Origin of the sequence: Zooshikella ganghwensis (assembly GCF_018263875.1) — a bacterium.
In the GTDB taxonomy this organism is placed as follows: domain Bacteria; phylum Pseudomonadota; class Gammaproteobacteria; order Pseudomonadales; family Zooshikellaceae; genus Zooshikella; species Zooshikella ganghwensis.
This window is the reverse complement of the sequence record NZ_JAEVHG010000003.1, coordinates 167,031-188,322: the sequence shown is the minus strand read 5'-3', so window position 1 is coordinate 188,322 and position 21,292 is coordinate 167,031. Positions and strand designations below refer to the sequence as shown.

The 21,292-nt window shown below is 41.8% G+C and carries 17 protein-coding genes; 7 read left to right on the top strand and 10 right to left on the bottom strand.

Features of this window, described 5'->3' with window-relative positions; all coding sequences use genetic code 11:
* The first annotated feature begins 42 nt into the window (after positions 1-42).
* Complete coding sequence (locus KHS79_RS06835; protein ID WP_094787433.1) at positions 43-573, top strand: dihydrofolate reductase family protein; 531 nt, start codon at positions 43-45, stop codon at positions 571-573.
* Between the two features lie 258 nt (positions 574-831).
* Here the strand turns inward: KHS79_RS06835 and KHS79_RS06830 are convergent, their stop codons facing one another.
* The 3 genes from KHS79_RS06830 to KHS79_RS06820 form a co-directional block, all read right to left on the bottom strand.
* A complete protein-coding gene (locus KHS79_RS06830; RefSeq protein WP_212717786.1) occupies positions 832-1,281 on the bottom strand; it encodes a YaiI/YqxD family protein in 450 nt (149 codons plus the stop codon).
* Between the two features lie 82 nt (positions 1,282-1,363).
* Positions 1,364-2,332, bottom strand: coding sequence for a DUF2955 domain-containing protein (locus KHS79_RS06825; RefSeq protein ID WP_212717784.1), 969 nt, complete (start codon positions 2,330-2,332; stop codon positions 1,364-1,366).
* The gene (locus KHS79_RS06820; protein ID WP_212717783.1) at positions 2,332-3,384 is read right to left on the bottom strand and encodes an HlyD family secretion protein; all 1,053 of its coding nucleotides are present in this window, start codon (positions 3,382-3,384) and stop codon (positions 2,332-2,334) included. The genes KHS79_RS06825 and KHS79_RS06820 overlap by 1 nt, the downstream gene beginning before the upstream one ends.
* Before the next feature lie 167 nt (positions 3,385-3,551).
* Here KHS79_RS06820 and KHS79_RS06815 point away from each other — a divergent pair, with 167 nt between their 5' ends.
* Positions 3,552-4,001 (top strand): MarR family winged helix-turn-helix transcriptional regulator, encoded by a 450-nt coding sequence (locus KHS79_RS06815; RefSeq protein ID WP_094787429.1) that lies wholly within the window; start codon positions 3,552-3,554, stop codon positions 3,999-4,001.
* Positions 4,002-4,128: 127 nt separating this feature from the next.
* On the opposite strand, the gene KHS79_RS06810 is transcribed toward KHS79_RS06815, so the two are convergent.
* From KHS79_RS06810 to KHS79_RS06800, 3 genes are all read right to left on the bottom strand, one after another.
* Complete coding sequence (locus KHS79_RS06810; protein WP_212717782.1) at positions 4,129-8,352, bottom strand: tetratricopeptide repeat protein; 4,224 nt, start codon at positions 8,350-8,352, stop codon at positions 4,129-4,131.
* 242 nt (positions 8,353-8,594) lie between these two features.
* On the bottom strand, positions 8,595-9,257 hold the full coding sequence (locus KHS79_RS06805) for a DUF4360 domain-containing protein (RefSeq protein ID WP_212717781.1): 663 nt from the start codon (positions 9,255-9,257) through the stop codon (positions 8,595-8,597).
* A gap of 303 nt (positions 9,258-9,560) precedes the next feature.
* Positions 9,561-10,229 (bottom strand): DUF4360 domain-containing protein, encoded by a 669-nt coding sequence (locus KHS79_RS06800; RefSeq protein WP_027706802.1) that lies wholly within the window; start codon positions 10,227-10,229, stop codon positions 9,561-9,563.
* A gap of 1,094 nt (positions 10,230-11,323) precedes the next feature.
* Here KHS79_RS06800 and KHS79_RS06795 point away from each other — a divergent pair.
* Genes KHS79_RS06795 through KHS79_RS06785 form a run of 3 tightly spaced genes read left to right on the top strand, consistent with a single transcriptional unit; the run spans position 11,324 to position 16,055 of the window.
* On the top strand, positions 11,324-13,102 hold the full coding sequence (locus KHS79_RS06795; RefSeq protein ID WP_027706803.1) for an N-acetylglutaminylglutamine amidotransferase: 1,779 nt from the start codon (positions 11,324-11,326) through the stop codon (positions 13,100-13,102).
* A 1-nt stretch (position 13,103) separates the two neighbouring features.
* Complete coding sequence (gene ngg / locus KHS79_RS06790; protein WP_212717780.1) at positions 13,104-14,855, top strand: N-acetylglutaminylglutamine synthetase; 1,752 nt, start codon at positions 13,104-13,106, stop codon at positions 14,853-14,855.
* A 30-nt stretch (positions 14,856-14,885) separates the two neighbouring features.
* Positions 14,886-16,055: an osmoprotectant NAGGN system M42 family peptidase gene (locus KHS79_RS06785; protein WP_027706805.1), complete on the top strand. Its 1,170-nt coding sequence runs from the start codon at positions 14,886-14,888 to the stop codon at positions 16,053-16,055.
* A gap of 40 nt (positions 16,056-16,095) precedes the next feature.
* On the opposite strand, the gene KHS79_RS06780 is transcribed toward KHS79_RS06785, so the two are convergent.
* The 3 genes from KHS79_RS06780 to KHS79_RS06770 form a co-directional block, all read right to left on the bottom strand.
* Complete coding sequence (locus KHS79_RS06780; protein WP_212717779.1) at positions 16,096-16,542, bottom strand: chemotaxis protein CheW; 447 nt, start codon at positions 16,540-16,542, stop codon at positions 16,096-16,098.
* Positions 16,543-16,688: 146 nt separating this feature from the next.
* Positions 16,689-17,111, bottom strand: coding sequence for a hypothetical protein (locus tag KHS79_RS06775; protein WP_212717778.1), 423 nt, complete (start codon positions 17,109-17,111; stop codon positions 16,689-16,691).
* 272 nt (positions 17,112-17,383) lie between these two features.
* Positions 17,384-17,815, bottom strand: coding sequence for an Rrf2 family transcriptional regulator (locus KHS79_RS06770; RefSeq protein WP_212717777.1), 432 nt, complete (start codon positions 17,813-17,815; stop codon positions 17,384-17,386).
* A gap of 124 nt (positions 17,816-17,939) precedes the next feature.
* Here KHS79_RS06770 and hmpA point away from each other — a divergent pair, with 124 nt between their 5' ends.
* On the top strand, positions 17,940-19,160 hold the full coding sequence (gene hmpA, locus KHS79_RS06765; RefSeq protein WP_212717776.1) for an NO-inducible flavohemoprotein: 1,221 nt from the start codon (positions 17,940-17,942) through the stop codon (positions 19,158-19,160).
* Positions 19,161-19,459: 299 nt separating this feature from the next.
* Positions 19,460-20,230 carry a methyltransferase domain-containing protein gene (locus tag KHS79_RS06760; RefSeq protein WP_212717775.1) on the top strand — a complete coding sequence of 257 codons (771 nt, stop codon included), beginning with the start codon at positions 19,460-19,462 and terminating at the stop codon, positions 20,228-20,230.
* A 21-nt stretch (positions 20,231-20,251) separates the two neighbouring features.
* Here the strand turns inward: KHS79_RS06760 and KHS79_RS06755 are convergent, their stop codons facing one another.
* Entirely contained in the window at positions 20,252-21,253 is a 1,002-nt protein-coding gene (locus tag KHS79_RS06755; protein ID WP_212717773.1) for a zinc transporter ZntB, read from the bottom strand.
* Positions 21,254-21,292 lie beyond the last annotated feature (39 nt).

Genomic DNA, 21,292 nt, shown 5'->3' with positions numbered 1-21,292 from the left:
AAATTTTTCTTTAGAATACAGTTGACGTTTAAGGATGTATACGTGCAGATATCAGTTTATATAGCAACCAGCGTGGATGGCTTTATTGCGCGAAAAAACGGTGATATTGACTGGCTGGAACAGGCGGGAGATGGGAACAATACGACAGATTTTGGCTATGAGGATTTTATGTCCTCTGTTACCTGCCTGGTGATGGGGCGTAAAACCTTCGAAAAAGTATTGTCATTTCCAGAGTGGCCTTATGAAAAAAAACGGGTGATCTTGCTGAGTCGCACATGTTCGTCTATCCCTCCTGAATTGGAAGGTAAGGTAGAACTTTATTCGGGTGAGATTTCTGCTTTAGTTGATCGTTTAAAATATGAAGGAGAACAGCGGGTTTATATTGACGGAGGGGTAACCATTCAATCTTTTTTAAAAGCTGGACTGGTGGATGATATTACCATCACACGCATTCCGGTTATTATTGGTGAGGGATTACCATTGTTTGCGCAAACTGGTCATGATATTTCGCTGACTCACATAGCGACTAAGGCCTATGATAATGGTTTTGTACAGTCGACTTATCAGTGTTAATGGTGTTATATACCCTTCACGAATGATTTCTAGGTTTTGTTATCTTTACTCCTCACCCCAATCACCATATTTATATGGCAGATTGAATAATTTGTTTGCCGCTTCCTTGCGGCAAACAAATCGGCGGGCATTATCCAGCCTTTGTAGGGTCCTTTATTTATTGAGCTAATACTGTTACTGACTTAAGCGAAATTAGGGTACAGCACAAAAAGGGTTGGCAATACTTGAATTTGCTTGTGAAGCAGGTGCTGGGAGCACCTATTTTTTATGTTGAGCTAGGAGTTTATCCAGGTTATTCGCGAACTGTTGGCGGTCACTTTGGCTCAGTGCAGGAGTGCCTCCGGTATCAATACCACTGCTGCGTAAGGTATCCATAAAATCACGCATATTGAGACGTGCTTTGATATTGTCTTTGGTATACAGCTCACCCCGAGGGTTAAGGGCAATACAACCTTTATCAATCACTTCAGCCGCTAAAGGAATATCCGCGGTGATCACTAAGTCGCCTGCGGCTGTCCGCTTAACAATTTCATTATCAGCAACATCAAAACCCGGTGTTACTTGCAGGAATTTAATAAAGGGTGACTTTGGTACACGCAGTGGTTGGTTGGCAACCAGCGTGACTGTTGTTGCAGTCCGTTCTGCAGCTCTAAATAATATTTCTTTAATCACAACAGGACAGGCGTCTGCGTCTACCCATATGTTCATAATCTTTATTGACCTTATAGAATTAAGCGTTGGCGGTTTATGAGCTGCATATACCCATAATACAGATAGAATGTAAAGGTTTTTAGCCTTGTAAGGTTAAGTCGATGAATAAAATCGCAAGTCCCGCAGCACAAAGCATGATGACCCGAATGCTTAAATTATAGAGGATGGGTTGCCCAGGAATCATATAAAGTATAAAAGGTACACTGTAACCAATCATGGCGTTGGTTAGTGCAGCCGCATTATTAGGTTGACCAAAGGCATAGACGAGATAGCAAACAATTAATAGATGGCCAAGAATAATAACGAGAAGCTGATCTGTTTGACCTAGTGTGATTAAAACTAATACGCCTACCAGCACACAACCAGATAGTTGACCGATCATGCGTTGATTGTATTTGGCAACATCACCTTTTTTCAGTGCCATTACTGCCCCAATTATAGTGATAAAGACAAAAACACTGTCTTTTATGTTAAAAATTAAATAGGCACCAAGAGCCAGGGATAAAATAATACCAATGCAAATCATATTGCCTGTTAAAGGCGGGGAGCTATTATTTTCAGGTGGTTGCGGGGCTAGTCCGGGTGACGGTAGTAGAAAAAAGATAGGGTACATTAATAGTACCGTAATAATAAATGACCAGTAGTAGTCTGCTAATAAGGCACGTGTAGAGATACCCGAAAACCCTAGAATTAAAAACAGTGACCAGCTAATTAATCCAAAAAACCAAGATGTTTGATTATTGTGTTTGGCCGTGTCATGAATAGCATAAAAACATAACCAGCTTGAAATAAGCCAGACAATAAAGGGATGGGTTGCCAGTATATCGGTTAATACACTGGCAATGAATGCTAAAAACAAACTTTTCCCTGTTAATTTCCACACTAATTGAAAAGATGCTTGGGGTAAATTGATAAAAATAATGGTCGGAAACAGTAACCAATACATGGGTAGTTTCCAGTTACCCGCTAAGCCAATGACAGCACCCACAGTCATGCCGATGATAATCCGTATGGGCCTATGGAGTGTTGGATTAATATATTTCCCCATTACAGCACCATACGCGCCAGGGACACGCCGCGCATCCATATATGGCTGAGTACAGACCAGATGTCCGACTGTTGAGGAATAATCATCGCAGATGCCCTAGACCCTACAATCAGGCTCTTAGGCGCATGATTAAACTGAATACGGACCCGTATACGTTGTTTAGGTCTGACCCAGTGCGTGTCATTTTGAACATCTGCAGCTGAGCCTAGTATTGCTTTCGCTGATGAAACAGCTGTATCAACACTACTGATATAGCCTTTTACTAAGGTAGTCGGGTTTGCATCAAATACAACCAGTGCCTGGCTTCCTGGTTTTAACTGGTCGCCCCCTTTTTCAAGAAAATCTACCGCGAGCCACTGGTTTTGTTGGGCCACTAAGGTGAGCGCTGTTTGCCCAGTATGCAAGTAAGTACCCTTTGTTAAAGCCTGATTGGTAATCGTGCCAGCACTGGTGGCGACAACCCTGGTTCGGCTTACATTGTACTGGGCTTGTTGGAGCTGATTCATTGCCAGCTTAAGTGCAGCATTTTCACCATCACGCTGAATTTTTGCGCGAGCATTTATGACGGCATTATGGTGAATAATGACTTGCTGTTGGATATGAACAAGTTCAGTTTCAGCTTGTTCTAATGCCTCTTTATTTATCAGCCCTTTGCTAAATAGTTGTCTAACGCGCATGGTGTGAGCTTGCACTTGTTTTAAATCTGACTGTGCCTGCTTTTCCCGTGCTAAGGCTTGTGTGATGGCAACCTTTAATCCTTGGTTTTGTTCAAGAACCTGGGCAAGTTGGGCTTGAGCCTTTTCCAGAGCAAGTTGATAGCGTTCAACATCAAGATCAAATAAACGGTCACCAGGCATGACATGGTCACCATTACGCACATAAATTGTCGTAACCTTACCAGGTACCTCTGGTGCTATATCAATAAAGCCAGCCTGAATAACGCCTTGGGAAGAAAAAGGGGCATAAAAGTCAGCGGCTAACAGAAAACCACTGAGCAGTACCACGATAGTAAATAAACCAAACGAAAGGCGGGTGAGCGCCCGATTAGCCATAGTAACCTCATTAAAGTAGTAAGAAGAGAAAAGGAAATATGTGAGTATTCCGATTGTTGCACATGCAACATTATAGTGATTTATGTTGCATGTGCAACGTTTTTTGCTAAGCTAGCGTCATGCTGTAAATTTTCATATAAAATACGTGGTTTTTCGGGGGCGACATTGTGCGGTTTAGTGAGATTGATGTGTTGGATGAATCAATATTTTTTGCTGTAAGCAGCTTGCATTATGTAATGCGGCAAAAAATCACATTGGCTTTAGAGCCATTAAATATTACCTCAGAAATGCTAGGGTCCATGTTGATTATTGCGGATAAAGGGCCGTTAACCACTAATCAGTTTTGCTGTTATCAAGGCCGTGGGCGTTCAACCTCGAAACGCATTATAGATCGACTTCAGCAGCGTAAACTGATTGCGCTTGATGATAATGATTGTGATAAACGTGTTAAAAGCATTCGTTTACTGCCTGAAGGTGAAAGATTAATGAAGCAAGGATTGCAAGCCATTAAGCAGGCACGTCAGGAATTAGAAAAAAAAGTTGGAACCAAGCAGATAGTGCAATTTATGAGTAGTGTTCGAGAAATGTATGCGCTATTGCAGGATGACAATGGATAAATTTTTGCATTAATGCGTCTTGTGTTGATATGGTTTTTAGAGGAAGCACATGATTGACAACGTTAGACGTGTTAACAGGCCCTAGTAATGTACTTCCTCTATCGCGCTTATTTTTTTAGGTTAGTGTTTAGGACTCGTAGCTTTCATGTTTGGGAATCCAGCTATTGCCAAATCGATGCCAAGGCCAAAACCCAGGTTTAGGGACTTCTGCTTTGTCTAAAATGGCCTCCCCTTTTTCTTTTTCACCCAAGGTGAAATAGTATCGGTAAATCAGTTTAGCAAGCTGTGTTTTTTCATCAGCAAAAGGCGGTTCATGAAAAAGCTCATTAAACCGATGTAATGCCATGGGTAACCAGTTAGTTGGTAATGGTTGTTTGACTTCGACAGCACAACGGGCAGCGTTGACTAAAAAATACTGTGTTTCATGGCCAATTTGATGGTCAATTGTACGATAAAAATAAGGGTAAAGCTGGGTAGGCTCATAATGAAGAATAAACAGGTTGTTCAGGGCTAAATCATGCAGTGGGTCTTTTTCTAAAACATTTTTATAGGTATCAATGGCAAGTCGAGTATTGCCCTCACTATGATGAGCTCGGCCTATATGTACCAATGCATCAACCCAACCGGTCATGTCATAGGCGCGATTTAAATGTTGAAATGCAACAGAGACATTTCCTTGATCAGTGTAAATGCGCCCTAATAATAAGTGGTTTTCTGGCTCGTCAGGTTGTTGGGCTAATAATGTTTTGGTTATTTGCACGGCTTCATCATATTTATTCTGATTAATTAACCAATACACAAGTGTGCGTTTAAAGTAGTCGTAGTGGGTAAAGTAACGACTGCCAAAATACAACAAGTCAAGTCTTTTTTGTAATTCGTTGTGGTCAATAAAAACATGTTCTAAATATCGGGCACAACGGTAAGCAGCATCTTCTGGTTGTTGTTGCAACCAGTCAAACAGTGTTTCACTATTATCATGCTTATGGTATTCGTACCAACTGGAAAGGATGTTATTAGTTATCACTTGCTGTTTGATACAGTGTTCTATAAACGTATAACGTTGGGTGCTATTGGTTTTTTCTAACACCTGCAGTTTCGTATTGATAAACCATTCATCTTCAGGCTCATACTCTAAGGCGTTATGAATAGTGTTCAGTGCTTGCTCATACTTTTCCAAGCCAATATAACAGCGTACTTCTGAAACCATGACATGGCGGGTGAGTCCCTGTCGCTGGTTAATAGTCGCTAGCTGATCAGCTGCTTGCTGAAAGTTGTCTTCTATCAAATAAAGGCGTGCAGCAATAGCTGCTTTGGCTGACGGAGAAAGATAAACTTCATAGTCCTCTAATTGCTGTAGTGCAACTTTAACGCTGTCATTATAGGCTAGATAGCGCAGAACCTGTTCGATATAGTTAAAACTATAAGGATGTAAGTCTAACAGCTTTTGGGCACAGAGAGCCGCTTTTTCATACAGCTGATTATCATGATAAACATCGAGCATACGACTGATAGCGCCTGGTGATAAAGGTGCTATTTCGATACTTTTGGTATACCAATGCATTGCTAGTTGTAACTCACCCTTTTTATCCAGTATTTGGGCTAAGCGGTAATAGGCACCAGCATAACCAGGCATTTGCTGGATAATGGTCTGGTACATTTGCTCCGCATCATTTAAATAACCTGCACACTCTTTAAAAAAGGCAATATCAAAAGCAATATCATACCGCCATTGGCCGTTTTTCATGGCTGCGCTTTGCCATTCATACAATAAATAATTTGCTTGCCGGCTCAGATCACCCCGCTCTAAGGCCTGGTTAAAACATAACAAAGAAAAGGGTTTGTGGCCGGGTAAGTCTGCCGGTAAACATTTTTTTAAGGCGGCTGTTTGCTCACTGGCTGAGCGCTGTCGGAGCCGTTGGTCGGTTACGCCAAAATACACTGCATAGCAATAACAAGCATCAAACCACGATAACTGATTTATGAAGTCATTGTTTTCAATGAGAGTCGCTAACCGCTGGTAATCTGAGTCAGTAAAATGGGCTTGCTGATACCAAGTCCATTTTAACATTTGCCACTGGTCAGTAAGAGAGACTTCAGGTGTTGCCTGTTGATCGTGATCTTCAGATTTTGGGTGGGGAGTATCCTCTTTGTCTTGTTCAAATGAGCGTAGTTGAATTTCTGTAGGTAGCAGACTACGACCTTGATTTAAGATTGTTTTAGCCAGATCATTACGATCCTGTTGTAAATACCAGTCAGCCAGTTTGTCATAGTTCCAGGGCAATAAAGGCCGCGCATCAATACAGCGCTTAAGGGCTTTTTCATACTCTAAGCCACTGCTTCCCTCCCCTAATAAATACGCATACTCCTCCTGAAGTTCAAAAATACTGGGGCTGGCTTTAATTTGCGCCTGCAGCTGCTGGCAACGTGCTTGATAGGATTCAGCATAAGGACGGATCAACCGCAATTTACGTTTAATGCTGGTGGACTTGGGGGATAAGTCAATTGCCATGTTGGCACTGCTCAAGGCGTCATCCATCAAGCCTAACTCATATTCAGCTTCTGCTTTATATATCCATAAATGCTCTGCGGAGGGTGACTTTGCCAAAAGTTGATTAGCGCGGGTAAGGACTTCTGACCAATGTTGTTTGGCTTTGGCAACAATCAGCTCCAGGTAATGTGCAAATCCTGTTGGAATATCGTCGTGTTGTTGACGATAACTATCCACCCATTGTTCAAGGAATTCAGTGTCACCGCAATTTAAGATAGCTTTTAGACGAGTAACGTTGTGTTGCTGTTGATCATTCGCATAATGCTTCATCCGGTCAGCAAACTGCTGAGGTGACAAACAAATACCATAGGCATAGATGTCTCTGAGATAGGCACAAGGACTATCATGGCTAATTTTTTGATACGCGAGTTTAGCCAGGTTGATGTTGTTTTCAGCAACATGTTTGCTGAGGGCAATAAGCTGTTGAGCATCTTTATGACATGGATAACCTGTCAGGGCTGATTGACTTTGATGGGTTACCGCAATGAGGTAGTTGCCTGAAGCTTGGTAGGCCTCCGTCACATACCCTTCATCAACAAATTTAGGGCTGAGAGACTCAGGGTCACGAATATAAAACCCCTGTAGTGCATCGTCAAAACCAATGATGACTTCAACATGAGCCATGAATAAGGTGAGTAAATGGCCGATTAAAGGAATGCCCTGTTTCAACAGGGTTTTGATAGCTGCTGAGGTATTTTGGATGTGGTGAACGGTGAATCCATTGTTTTCCAGATATGATTGCATACGCCATAATTCGGTCCCTTCATGGCCTTGCATTTGCTGATAAAGCTGTCGTGGATCAAGCGTTACGCCTTGAGAGTGCGCACACATCGTAATTGAGGTTGGCACACACATCGAGGGCTCTTGACACATAACGGGTACGGAAATGAGGACTTTTTCAGCATTTGGTGGCGCCTCTTTCAGTTGTTGATAGAAAGAGGGATACACTGTTTGCGCTAATTTAAGCGCTTTGTCTTTTTGATCGTTTAACCATAATAAATTGACATGTGTATGCTCTATCTGACGTAAATCCATATTGGACCAACGATGTTTTAGCTCAGTCAGGCACTGGATTGACTGGGTTAAGTCACCAATAAAATAATAAAACTGGGCCTTGTAGTGTAAAAACATTAAGTCATTAAAGCCCTTGGTGATGGCTTGCTGTAAAACTTTTTTGGCTTGGGCAAGCTGGCTTCGTGCCAGCAGGTTGGAAATCAGTAGACAATAGCCGTCTGCTCGTTGAGGGTAGCTTTTAATAGCTTGCTGGCTGCAGGTAATGGCAGCATCCCAATCCCGTAAATAACCATAAGCAATTGCCAGATGACGCCAGGCTAAGTAATGTTTAGTGGGCAGCTGTGTTTTTAAGTGTGCGATTCGCTCATAGGTTGATTTTATGAGTCCCATTCTCGCGGAAATACGAATAACAATAGCTTGTTGTAATGTGTGTTCATAGGTATTTGAGCACAAGCTGCTCATAGCTTCAGCATGAGCCAGGCTATCACGAAGGTTTTCCCGCTGAGTTCGAATACCCAGCCAGCGTAATTGAATGCCTGGGTGTTTTGGAAAATATCTAGAGGCAATTTTAATAAGCGCATTGCCTGTATTGGTTTTTCCTGCAGCAGTTAAAACATCATCCCAAAATAAGGCATCTGCAGGCTGGCTAAGTAAGTGAACAACCTGTTGACGGCACTGAACAAATGCTTGGTATGCTTGATAACCGTCACCTTTGGCAAAAATTAGATAAGCTTTTCTTGCATGATGAGAAAGAGGGCCATAAAGTGGATGATGGCGACGAAATAACATCAGTGAGACTACCTGCCAGGGAAATACGTTAATTAATGCTTGTTAATACCAGTTTAACAAATCCATCCCTGATTATCACAAGTTGCAGCACTGTTATGCGTTAAGTGTAGTTTAGAGTTGGGGCTTTAAGGGTATATTATCAAAGGGGTCATGAATACCCATTTGGACATGGGTATTCTGGTGATAAACAGCTGCTTTTCAGTACACTTTTGGCTAGGGCCTGTTAACAAGCCCTAAGCTCTTTAAATAGCATCACTATTATTACGTTCTGTGTTCATTGTGCACTCGCGAAATTGAATACCGTACTGATGTGATAACTTACCGTCAATGGTATCGGTTGTAATTAAGCCGCGGGCTTCAGAATTACCACCATCATTGACCCTTAGTTCAGTATTAATGACTACAGGCTCTTTTGCCCCGCAGCTTGACCAAACAATGGAATGTATATCAAGACGATCGCTAATGAGGTAGTTATCGTCGTAAGGGCCATTAAAATCTGTTTTCAAACGTGCTTCTTGAGGATAGCCGGCAAAGAAATAGCGGGATTGTTGTACGGCACTTACACCATCTTCCAGCGAAGCATATCCCCGATAATTAACATCAACAATGGTAAACGCATAACCATTAGGGATATTCAGTTGTGCGGTTAAAGAGCAGTTTTTGCGGCTTTCGCGGTAAGGGATATTAGGCCCAACTTCTGCAATATATGCATCAAAACCTAAAACAAAAGATTTACCATCAGGTGCCACTGTTGTTGAAACGGTGCCTGAAGGACAACCTGTGCCGGAGTTCTTTACCAAGTCAATTGTCACTGGAATTGAGTTGCTGGCGCTGACACTTGAGGCAAGTGAAAATCCAGCAATAAAAATAAAGGCTTTAGGTAAAGTAAGAGTGTTTGTCATCATAATCAATCCTTGAAGAGACAGGTTTTTAATCGGTATACCCCTCTATGGGTATAGCGTGAGTTTGAGAATGGTTGATAAAAAACAGCTAAATTATAAACCTCTCAAAAAACGTTTTTTATAGATGCCTATATGCTCAGACCCATGTCAGTTATGCATGTAAAATATGTCAGCCGTACAATGATTTAATGAATAATATATTGGGATTTAGGGGGGAATAAAAAGTGCAGGTAAATTAACTAAACGTAGAGTAATGACTAAGGCCAATGTATAGAAAGCAGACCCTAAGGGCCTGCTTGAAAAAAATTAATTAAAAGATAACTCACTGTTGTCAGCTTCACTATTCATAGTACAGCGTCTAAATTGAATACCGTATTGATGTGAAAGTTTGCCATCAATGGTATCTGTTGTGATAATACCTCTCTCTCTTCGGTAGTTACCATTAGTGACGCGGAGTTCAGTGTTGATCACTACAGGTTCTTTTGCACCACAGCTTGACCACACAACAGAGTGCAATCCTAAGCGGTCACTAATTAAATAATTATCATCATAAGGACCTTGGAAATTAGTCCTTAAACGTGCTTCCTGGGCAAAACCTGCAAAGAAATAACGAGACTGTTGCATTGCCTTCACATGACGATCAAGGGAAGCATAGCCACGATAATTAACATCAACAATGGTAAACGCATAACCATTAGGAATATTCAGTTGTGCTGTGATGGTACAGTTTTTCCGGCTTTCCCGATAAGGAACGCCTGGGCCAACTTCGGCAATGTAGGTATCGAAGCCCAGCACAAATGATTTGCCATCGGGTGCAACCGTTGTTGACACGGTACCAGAGGGACAGCCCGTTCCGGAGTTTCTCACTAAGTCAATGGTGACAGGAACGGAGTTGTTTGCGGTGGACAAACCAGCGATGGATAAGCTGGAAATTGCAAGTAGTGTGGCGCTAAGTTTACGTAATGTAAATTGCATGATTCATTCCTTGATAATGTTATTATTTTACCTGCCTACATGTGTAGCTTATGTAGTGAATAAAACATCCTAATTAAGCACACTCAATTATAAATATACTGCCTTTTATTAAATGAATAATGGTTACTTTATTATAATTGGCGCTTGTGCTACGGATGTATACCCATTGCTATGGGTATTCTTATAAATTTCAAATACCGCTATAAATTACTTCTGTGCTTCTCTCATTGCTGAGCAATAAATAGCGTAAATAAGTAGCAAGTTTATTGCAAATTTACTGTTTTCTTTTCAGTCGTTAACAGTTGTTGCTGGTTATAATGAGCGAGCCTGAGACTGCTGATTTCTCATTTTCTGAGTTGTTTTTAGTGAAATTAGCCTTTACTGATCAGGCCAGCTTCGCTAAAAACACTTCGTTTGGGGTGCAAAATTGCATAAATTATTATTTATTTTATTTGTTTTTTCTAAATTAAATTGTGCTCTTATAATAGATGAATTAGATATTTAGTATTGTTATTTTTATATGAGTGGTCTTTATAGTATTTATTATTGCCTCAATCCTGTGAGCTACTTATAGACGTTAACTGTATTATAATTGTCAAGTTTTTTGCTTGATCTGTAGCAACTGTTTTAGCTTAATTTTATGGCTAAAAGTTTGTATTCCTTATACGTTTATTTTGTGACAAAAATAAGTCAGTTGCGTTTATTTGAGTGGGGGTTTTATATTTTGTGATGCTGATCAACTTTATAGATTCGGTTAACTAATGGTGAGCATTTTTGACCACACTGTGTTTCTTTAGACTATGCTTAGGTGGCTGTAATGGGATCATAATAGTTTTAGCTCAAAGTATTGTTTGGGACCTACCTGGAAAAACCATTTGTTTTTTGAGCTTTTATAAAGGGGTTGGCTAAACTTTCGTAAGGAAGGCCCATTTTTTGCGGATAAAAATGCTTTGTGTTATAAATACTTTTGATGTTAATGAAAGGCTGAGGTTAGTACTGACGGGTTTATAAAGTAAATAGGTGACAGGTACGTTACCAAATTAATACAGCGATTAACCCGCTTACCAATTAAAAAGAGTGGATTTATACTACATATGTGTGGAATTGCAGGTGAATTTCGTTTTGATCAACAGGTGCCTGATTTAAATTTTGCTAGTGTGGCAAACAGTTTGCAGGCATCACGAGGCCCTGATGCTTCAGGTATTTTTGCTCAAAATAATCAGTTATTTGCTCATCGTCGTTTAAAAATCATGGACTTATCCAGTGAAGCGCAGCAACCCATGGTTGATATGTCGCTTGGGCTAGGTATTGTTTTTAATGGAGCAATCTATAATTATCGAGAAATTAGAAAACGACTCATTGATCAGGGCTATCATTTTTTTTCTGATGTTGATACTGAGGTGGTGTTAAAAGCCTATCATGCCTGGGGGAAAAAGTGCCTGGATCGGTTTAATGGTATGTTTGCTTTTGCCATTTGGCGCATTGATGGCAGCCAGCTCTTTTTAGCCCGTGACCGTTTGGGTATAAAGCCCTGTTACTATGTACAGAATCATCAATTTTTCCGTTTTGCCTCCTTTTTGCCTACATTATTACATAGCGCACAAGTATCCCATGAGTTGGATCCGATAGCGCTTCAGTTTTATTTAAATTTTCATGCAGTGGTGCCAGCCCCATCTACCCTTTTTAAAGATATTCGTAAACTGCCCCCTGGTCATTGGTTAGAGGTGGATGATAACGGGGGTGTTCAACAGGGCTGTTGGTGGCAAGTTAATTATGAGAGAACCCAGGATCATGAAGTGCAGTCAGTGGATGATTGGCAAATGATGCTGCAGGAAACACTACTGCAATCTGTGCGCCGTCGTAATGTCGCTGCTGTTGATGTGGGTGTTTTGCTTTCTGGTGGTGTTGATTCAAGTTTGTTGGTGGCGCTGTTAGCAGAAGTTAAAGGCAGTGATATTCAGACGTTTTCTGTCGGGTTTGATAGTGTAGGTAATGAGGCTGGTGATGAATTCCAATATTCAGATATTGTTGCCAGGCAGTTTGGTACTACTCATCATCGCTGGCGAGTAAGCGAGCAAGAACTGCTGAATACGTTGCCTCAGGCGATCAAGGCGATGGCTGAACCCATGGTAAGCCATGACTGTATTGGGTTTTATTTGCTTGCTCAGGAAGTAGTAAAACACTGTCATGCTGTTCAAAGTGGCCAGGGTGCAGACGAAATATTTGCAGGTTATCATTGGTATCCCCCCTTATTGGATGCTAAAGAAGCCTATCCTCATTACCGACAGGCATTTTTTGATCGAGACTTTAGTGAATATAAAGAAACCGTTAGTGCTGCCTGGTTTGTTGATAATGATGATGCGGGCGACTGGGTTAAAGCGCATTTTGCTGAAGCTGGTGCTCCTCAGCCACTGGATAAGGCATTGCGTTTAGATACTACAGTGATGCTGGTAGAGGACCCAGTCAAGCGTGTAGATAACATGACCATGGCTCATGGATTGGAGGCTCGAGTGCCTTTCTTAGATCATGAGCTGGTTGAGTTGGTGGCCAAAATGCCCTCCGCCATGAAAATTCAGCAGGGTGACGGCAAGTGGCTATTAAAGCGTTTAGCGAGGCAGTGGCTTCCATCAGAAGTGATTGATCGACCCAAAGGTTATTTCCCTGTCCCAGCGTTGAAATATCTAAAAGGTACAGTACTCAATCAAATCATTGAGGCACTTCAACAGCCTCAAGCAAAACAGCGAGCGTTATTTAATCCTTCTTACTTAAACAGGTTATATCAGGATCCTGGAGCACATATTACGCCGTTACGCGGCTCTAAACTGTGGCAGCTGGGATTGCTGGAACTTTGGTTGCAGGCACAAGGTATTTAACATGACTACCCGTTTACGTAACCGGTCACGGATTGTGCGGAAACAACAGCCTTCTTTTGAGCAGCTTCAGGCCGCCTGTTTACGGGAGGAAAATGACCGGAGCCAGCCGCAAAATGTGACTGTAGATTGCGGTTGGGGAACGTTGATTATGGGGCATACATTTTCATCTGCCAGTTTGATCGCTAAGCCCTTGCTGGAAGAGCCTGCTGGACAACGACATATCGCTTTCTATGTTGATCAGCCCCATGTATTACTGGCAAAAGCACCACAGTCACTGTTTTTGGACCCTTCGGACACCTATCGTTTATGGATGACCAACTACCGACCTCGACAAAGAGTTATCAGTAGTATTTCGGTTCGTCGTGCAACATCAAGTCACGATGCTGAAGCTTTGAATACCATTTTATTAAAGCGAGGTATGGTGCCTATTCCTGTTAAGCATATTTTGCAGCACCGTCGCTCAAAGAAACTGTTGTATCTCGTGGCGGTAGATCGCAAGTCAGGCGAAGTGGTAGGAACGGTTATGGGACTTAATCATGAAAAGCTGTTTGATGATCCAGATAAAGGCAGCAGCTTATGGTCTTTAGCCGTGGCACCTGAGTGTAAACACGGTGCAGTGGGAGAAGCCCTGGCTCGTTATCTCGTAGAGTACTTTCAGGTTCGAGGTTGCCAGTTTTTGGACTTATCTGTTTTGCACGATAATTCAAGTGCTAAGGCGCTTTATAAAAAGTTAGGGTTTGAGCGTTTGAATACCTTTGCGGTTAAAAAGAAAAATGCCATAAATGAAAAATTATTTGTTGGGCCTCAAGCATGTTTAACACTAAATCCTTATGCTCAAATTATTATTGATGAAGCGCTTGCGCGTGGCATTGAAGTTGTCGTTGATGATGCGGCAGCTAACCTATTCACCTTAAGGCATGGTGGGCGGGTGATTCGTTGTAATGAGTCACTCACCGACCTGACTTCCGCTTATGCGTGTAAGCTTTGTCAAAACAAATGGTTGACCCATAAAACTTTAATGCGTGCTGGTCTCAAAGTGCCTGAAGTTTTATTGGTTGAAGATGATAGTACAGCACAGGTTGAGTCATTTTTAGACAAAGTAGGATCAGTCGTAGTTAAGCCGCTGGATGCTGAACAGGGGCAAGGAATCTCAGTGGACCTTGCTACTCTCGATGAGGTGAAAACAGCGATTCAGTATGCTAAAGGCGTCTCATCTCAGGTCCTACTGGAAAGTTTCCACTATGGACAGGATTTACGTGTGCTGGTGATTGATGATCAGGTTGTCGCTGCGGCAATAAGGAAGCCTGCTGAAATTGTGGGCGATGGGGTCAGCACCATTAAGCAGCTGATCCATAAACAAAGCCGGCGCCGCCAAGCGGCCACTGGAGGCGAAAGTACCATTCCCATTGACCAGGAAACCAGTCGCTGCATCAAGCACGCGGGTTGGACCATGGATGATGTGTTACCGCAAGGTGAAGTGCTTCAGGTACGAAAAACCGCTAACTTGCATACGGGAGGCACCTTGCATGATGTTACTGAAGGCTTACATCCGGTGATTGCTCAAGCAGCACTTGAGGCAACCAAAGCTTTAGGCGTACCTGTGGCGGGTATTGATTTTATCGTGCCTGATCCTGAGCAGCCCATGTATGTCATTATCGAGGCGAATGAGCGTCCTGGTTTAGCAAATCACGAACCGCATCCAACGGCACAACGGTTTGTTGATATGTTATTTCCCATGACTAAACAGCATTAAACGTATCGAGTGGTAAGGATGAACCCTGTGATGAATAAAGGTACTGATATCCCAATTGATATGGCGTATTTGCAACAGGTCATGTTAGAGCTGTTTGCAATCCCCTGCCCTACAGGATTTACCGACCGTGTTGTGTATTACGTGTGTAATAAGCTGCAAGAGCTGGGTATTAGTTATGATTTGACGCGACGCGGTACGATTAGAGCGCATTTAAAAGGTGCAGAACAACGTCCTGACCGGGCCATAGTGACGCACCTTGATACCATTGGTGCAATGCTACGAGAAGTCAAAGCAAATGGGCGCTTAAGTATTACGCCGATAGGTCACTGGTCAAGTCGCTTTGCTGAAGGTGCTCGTGTCACTATTTTCTCTGATAACCATAGCTACCGAGGCACAGTACTCCCACTGTTAGCCGCGGGACATGCTTTTAATGAGGCCATTGATAGTCAGCCTATTAACTGGGATCAGGTTGAAGTACGAATTGATGAACATATTCGCAGTGCGGCAGATGTCTACAAGCTAGGTATGGATGTGGGCGATTTTATTGCTTTTGATCCAAACCCTGAGCTTTTGGATAACGGTTATATAGTCTCTCGCCATTTGGATAATAAAGCGGGAACCGCTGCACTGCTGGCTGCACTGAAGGCTGTTTTGGAATATAAGATACCGCTGGCAATTGATTGCCATCCAATTTTTACCTTGACTGAGGAAGTAGGTTCTGGGGTGGGCCATGCCTTGGATGAGATGGTGACCGAATTTGTCGGGGTTGATATAGCCCCTGTTGCTCCCGGTCAGAACTCTACAGAGTTTGGTGTAACTATCGCGTTAAAAGACTCCAGTGGTCCTTTTGATTATCACCTGTCGAGACATTTAATTGGCTTATGCAAAGAGAATAATATTCCTTATCAGCGTGATGTTTTTCGTTTTTATTATAGTGATGCATTATCTGCTGTGCAGGCAGGACATGATATTCGCCATTCGCTCATTACCTTTGGAACAGATGCAACCCATGGTTATGAGCGAACACACTTATCCGCACTTGAGAGTGTGGCAAAATTATTGGTGGCTTATATGGAAAGTGGTCCAGCGCTCGATAGTGATAAGGTCGATGCAGCGCCTATGGAGGAGTTTGCCAAGCAGCTTAAGCCTGAAAATATGCCTAAAAAAAATACTAATGTACCCGACATTAACTGTTTATGATCTTTTGTCGTTTTATGGAAGGACTGATTATTAAGTGAGGTTAGTCGGCTTTATTTATACTGAGGAAGTTATGAATAAACGTTGGAATATCAATGGCACAAAATATCTCATCATTTATTTCAACAGAACCGGTGATGAGCTTATAAGGGTCATCAAGAGGGGATTCACTTTGGTCAATAACATCCTCAGTGAAATTTAAAATTTCGCCAACACCATCAACTTTAAGGCCATAAATGCCATGATTTATTTCATAGGTGATGATTTTTTGGTCTTGGGTTGGGTTGGTATAGTTCAAGTGTAGTATACTGCTGGCGTCTATAAGGGTAAGGATTTCACTCCGATAATTAATGATACCACTTACAAACTCTGGTGCGCCTGCAACACCAACAGGGGCGATGAAGTCGAGAATTTCTCTGATCACGCTGGTTTCGTGAAGGCACCACACTTCACCAATCTGAATCGTCAGCCATTGTTTTGTCTGAGACATAACGCTCGCTTGTGTTGGTGTATTGAATAGTTGAAGTATAGTCAACTATGCTCAGGCGGCGTCTAAAAATCCCTTATTTTTACATGATAACCTTTATGTCTCTTTGTTTAACCGACAAGTTGTATTTGCCTTCGGGCGGTAATGGATTACGGCGTCGCCTTAATATCTGAGTTATTGATTGATGCTTTGATAAGTACTTGCCAAATAATGGGAGTATTGGTAGTTGGATCAATTTTACGGAGTGTCTGCTGTTCTTTTGGTTTGATGATATGTTCAGGAAGAAAGAGGTAATCACTGTTTTTTAAAGAGTGCTTGGTTTTTACTTTTGCTAATAAAGATAGTTTCCCATCAGGTAATGTCGTGAGCAAAAGCTCCAGGCGTGTTTTCTGGTCTGATAAGAGAATACTGGCTTCTTTATTACTTTTTAGATCTTTAGAGATGACATTAAACTGTTGTTTGCCAAGCTGCAGCTTGCCTTGTAAATGATAAAAAGCATCTGCTAAGTTGAAGGGAGAATACATCAAAGTAATACTGGTTATACCAGTCAACAGTGCACGTTTAAGCAGCATAAAACTATTGTTCCTGGTCAATGTGTACTCCTGAAAAGAAAAGGTTTAGGCAAAGCATACTCATTTTTCTAGGAGTCTGAAGGGTTGTAAGGTAAATTATTATAGGGAACTTGCGGTATAACGACAGTCTTTTCAGCGGAGAATCGCGGCCTAACTTGAAGAATTACTCGCTTTGTGACGTGGTTTAATTTTTCTCCGTGGAGAACTGTTTTCGATTTGGCCAGAGTGACCACCACCACTTTTCAATCATTTACCACAGGCTTTTATGTCAGTTACGGTGGAAGCGTTAATAGCTGAACAAGTTCCGTTTTATTTTGGGTAATATCAGCCAGGGTATAACCATCCATTACTTGTAAAAAAGCATCCATAGCGTTGGCTAATGCTTGTTGTAATGCACAGTGCTCAACAAGCTTACAGCGCGGCGCATGGCATTCAACCGCTTGCAAATTGCCTTCCAATGCACGAATAACGGCACCAAGAATAATATCTGTGGGCTTTTTCGCTAGTCGAATGCCCCCTCCTTTGCCTCTGACACTGCAAATATACCCAAGCCTTGTAAGCTGGTTAACGACCTTCACTAAATGGTTTCGTGAAATAGCGTAGCGTGCAGCTACATCGCCGACGTTGCTTAATGTGTTAGGCGGTAGCGTGGTCAAGTAAATGAGGGTACGTAAACCATAGTCTGTGTATTGGGTGAGTTTCATAGTCGTTAAATGTGTTCAACTTAAATAGCTTGCTACCTAATAAATATATATTTAAGATGCATATTTTAAAATATGTATTTAGAATGCAACTTTATGATGTTTTTGAATGCTGGAGTTTAAGACAATGCTCGACGCCCAAACCATTGCTACTGTTCAAGCGACGATTCCTCTTCTGGAGCAAGCAAATACAGCGCTGACCACGCACTTTTATCAGCGAATGTTTAAGTGGAACCCAGAACTTAAGCATATATTTAATGTGAGTAACCAACATAACAGCTCTCAACCCAAAGCGCTGTTCAATGCAATTCTGGCTTATGCCAAACATTTACATGAGCCTGGTCGTTTAGCTGAAATGGTTGAACACATTGCGCACAAACATACTGGGTTTATGATTTTGCCTGAACATTACCCTATTGTTGGACAGCACTTGTTGGCTACGTTGCAAGAGTTAGCACCAGAAGCGGCAACACCGGAAGTGCTTGCTGCCTGGGACAAAGCTTATGCTGCATTGGCGGATATTTTCATCCAGCGTGAAGGTGAGCTTTATGATCAGCGAGAGGCGGTCATCGGTGGTTGGCGTGGAGCTCGGGTTTTTTATGTTGTCCATAAAGAGCGGGAAAGCGACTGTATTACCTCATTTGTGTTAGCGGCAGAAGATGGTGGACCTGTGATGGACTTTCAGCCAGGTCAGTATCTTAGTGTAATTATGCCCTCCGGTACGGCTTCGCCCTATCAACAAATACGGCAATATTCACTGTCGGATAAACCTAATGGAAAAACCTATAGAATCAGTGTTAAGCAGGAGCTGCATCCACAGTTAGGTTTGGTCTCTAGCTATTTACATGAACAGATTAATGTGGGTGACAAGCTCAGTATTTTGCCTCCTGCTGGGGATTTTTATCTTCAAGCAGATCATGAAACACCTGTTGTATTAATTTCTGCTGGTGTCGGTTTGACCCCTATGATGAGTATGTTGAATCAACTTTTAGAGCAGCAACACCCAGCGAAAATTTATTTTTTACATGCTTGTGAGCATAGTGAAGTACATGCGTTTCGCGATGAGTTGATTAGATTAAAACAACGCCATACAAACCTAGTAAGCTATACATGGTATAGAGAACCAAAATCAACTGATCGCTATCAGCATGATTATGACTTCCAAGGTTTTATGGACTTAACGGTGTTGTGTAAGACATTTTTTAACCCTAAGCATCAATATTATTTATGTGGTCCCCTACCCTTTATGAAAAATATTTTTAAACAATTAACCGCAATGGATAACATTTCGTCTGATCAGATTAATTATGAAGTATTTGGACCACATAATACGTTAAGTGACGCTTAAAATACTTTAGGGCCTGTTAACACTAATTGAATCATCACTGCCGTAGACTATTTTTTCGCCTAGCAAGGCACAAGGAATGCCGTGTAGTCATTCTACATAAATGACTTGTAACACCGCTAGGTGGAAAAATAATCCCGGCCCGAAGGGTTATGTCGGTAAAAGCACTACTCGTTGTTGCTCATTGTTTATTTAGAACAACTAAACTTCACGCTTCGCGCCTAGATTAGTGCTTTTACCGCCATAACAGTGATATTCAATTAGTGTTAACAGGCCCTAGTGCTTTTTTAACGGGAAAAAACATGTTTTCATGGGATCCAGACTGTTATTTACAATGTGCAAATGAGCGACGAAGACCCATCCAAGACTTGATTCAACATATTTCCTTTGAGCAACCTGCACACATTATTGATTTAGGGTGTGGACCCGGTAACAGTACTGCAGAATTAAGGAAGCGTTGGCCTGCAGCAGAAATAACAGGCATTGATCAGTCTACCACTATGCTGAATAAAGCAAGACAGAGTTGCCCTCAAGTGACGTGGGTTAAAGCAGATATTCGTTGTTGGCAAGCCTCTGAACCTGTCGATATCTTGTTTGCAAATGCTGTGCTGCATTGGTTGCCAAAACATGACGTGCTATTTCCTCAATTAATTGCTCAGCTTTCCCCTGTTGGTGTGTTTGCTATGCAGATGCCGGCCAATATTGATGCACCATTGCATAAAGTGGTTGATGATCTGGTTGAGTCGAGCTATTGGCGCAAACGATTTAGTTCAATTGTTAATAGGGTGACATTAGAAAGAACAACATTTTATTATGATTTATTAGCACCTTTATGCTGTTATCTTGATATGTGGGAAACGCGTTATTACCATGTAATGAAAAGTCATGAGGCTATTCTCAACTGGTTTCGAGGCACAGGGTTACGTCCATATTTAGCCGCATTGAACAATAAAGACTGGCAACAAGAATTTGAACAGCAGGTATTACAGGGGTATCAACACGCTTACCCTAAACAGATTACTGGCGATATCGTTCTACCCTTTCGTCGTTTATTTATCATTGCCAATCGATAATAAGCTTAGACTTTTTTAGTGCTAAAATATTTTTAATACTTTTAGAAGAACTAACTCAATAACCACAGTGATGAGTGTAATTACACAAACAATCAAAAAAGCATCTGTGTTTTCTGTACCTGGTAAGCCTCCAACATTTATCCCCAGTAGCCCTGTCAAAAAACTAATGGGAAGAAAAATCGCAGCAACCACAGTCAGTAAATAGGTATTACGATTTAATTTTTCAGAAAGCTGTTGTTGTAAATTATCTTTTATGATGATGGCGCGTTCACGCATCGTTTCTAGATCTTCGGTGGCTCGGGTTACTTCATCCTGGACATTGCGAAAACTTAAGCCCTCTTCATGGTTTAACCAGGAAAGCTGACTGAGGGTTAGGCTCGATAAAGCGGCAACCTGGGGGGCGATATACCTCCTCAGCTTAGTGACCTGGTTACGCAATTGAGTTACTTCTGTGATTAAACGAGAAATGGCTGTTAAGTCATCGTTGTTTTCAAGATTATCAAGCTGTTCATCCAGCTGCTCAAGGTAAATAGCCAGTTTATCTGTAAGTCCTGTTATTAACCAGACTAGTAGTTCAGCGGTGCTTTTAGGGAATATGCCTTCGTTAAACTGTTGCTGAAGTTCATTCACTGAAACAAAATGGTATTTGCTCAGAGTAATTAAACGTTTGCCCTGTATCCAGCAGCGCATAGAAATCATTTCTTCAGGTATGGCACCAGGGTTTAGGTTGATGCCTCGCAGATTGAGTAAACAGTTGTTCTGATAAAACTCACAACGAGGGCGGGTATCCTCTGACAAAAGCGCTAAACTTATAGCTTCAGGCAGCTGAAGTTGGCCAGTTAACCATAAGTCGAGGTTGGGCGTGTCTCGTTTTAGATGGATCCATACAAAACGATCGGGATGAGGAGCTATTAAAAGTTGTTCTGGTGTTAATTGTTGCCCTTCTCCTTTGCCATCAAAAACCCAAGCAGTTTGTAGTGCATGTTCAATGGTTTTTAGGTCTGATGTTATATGACTCATCATTATCTCAATTGGGGGTGAGCAAAAGTAAACGACATAAGT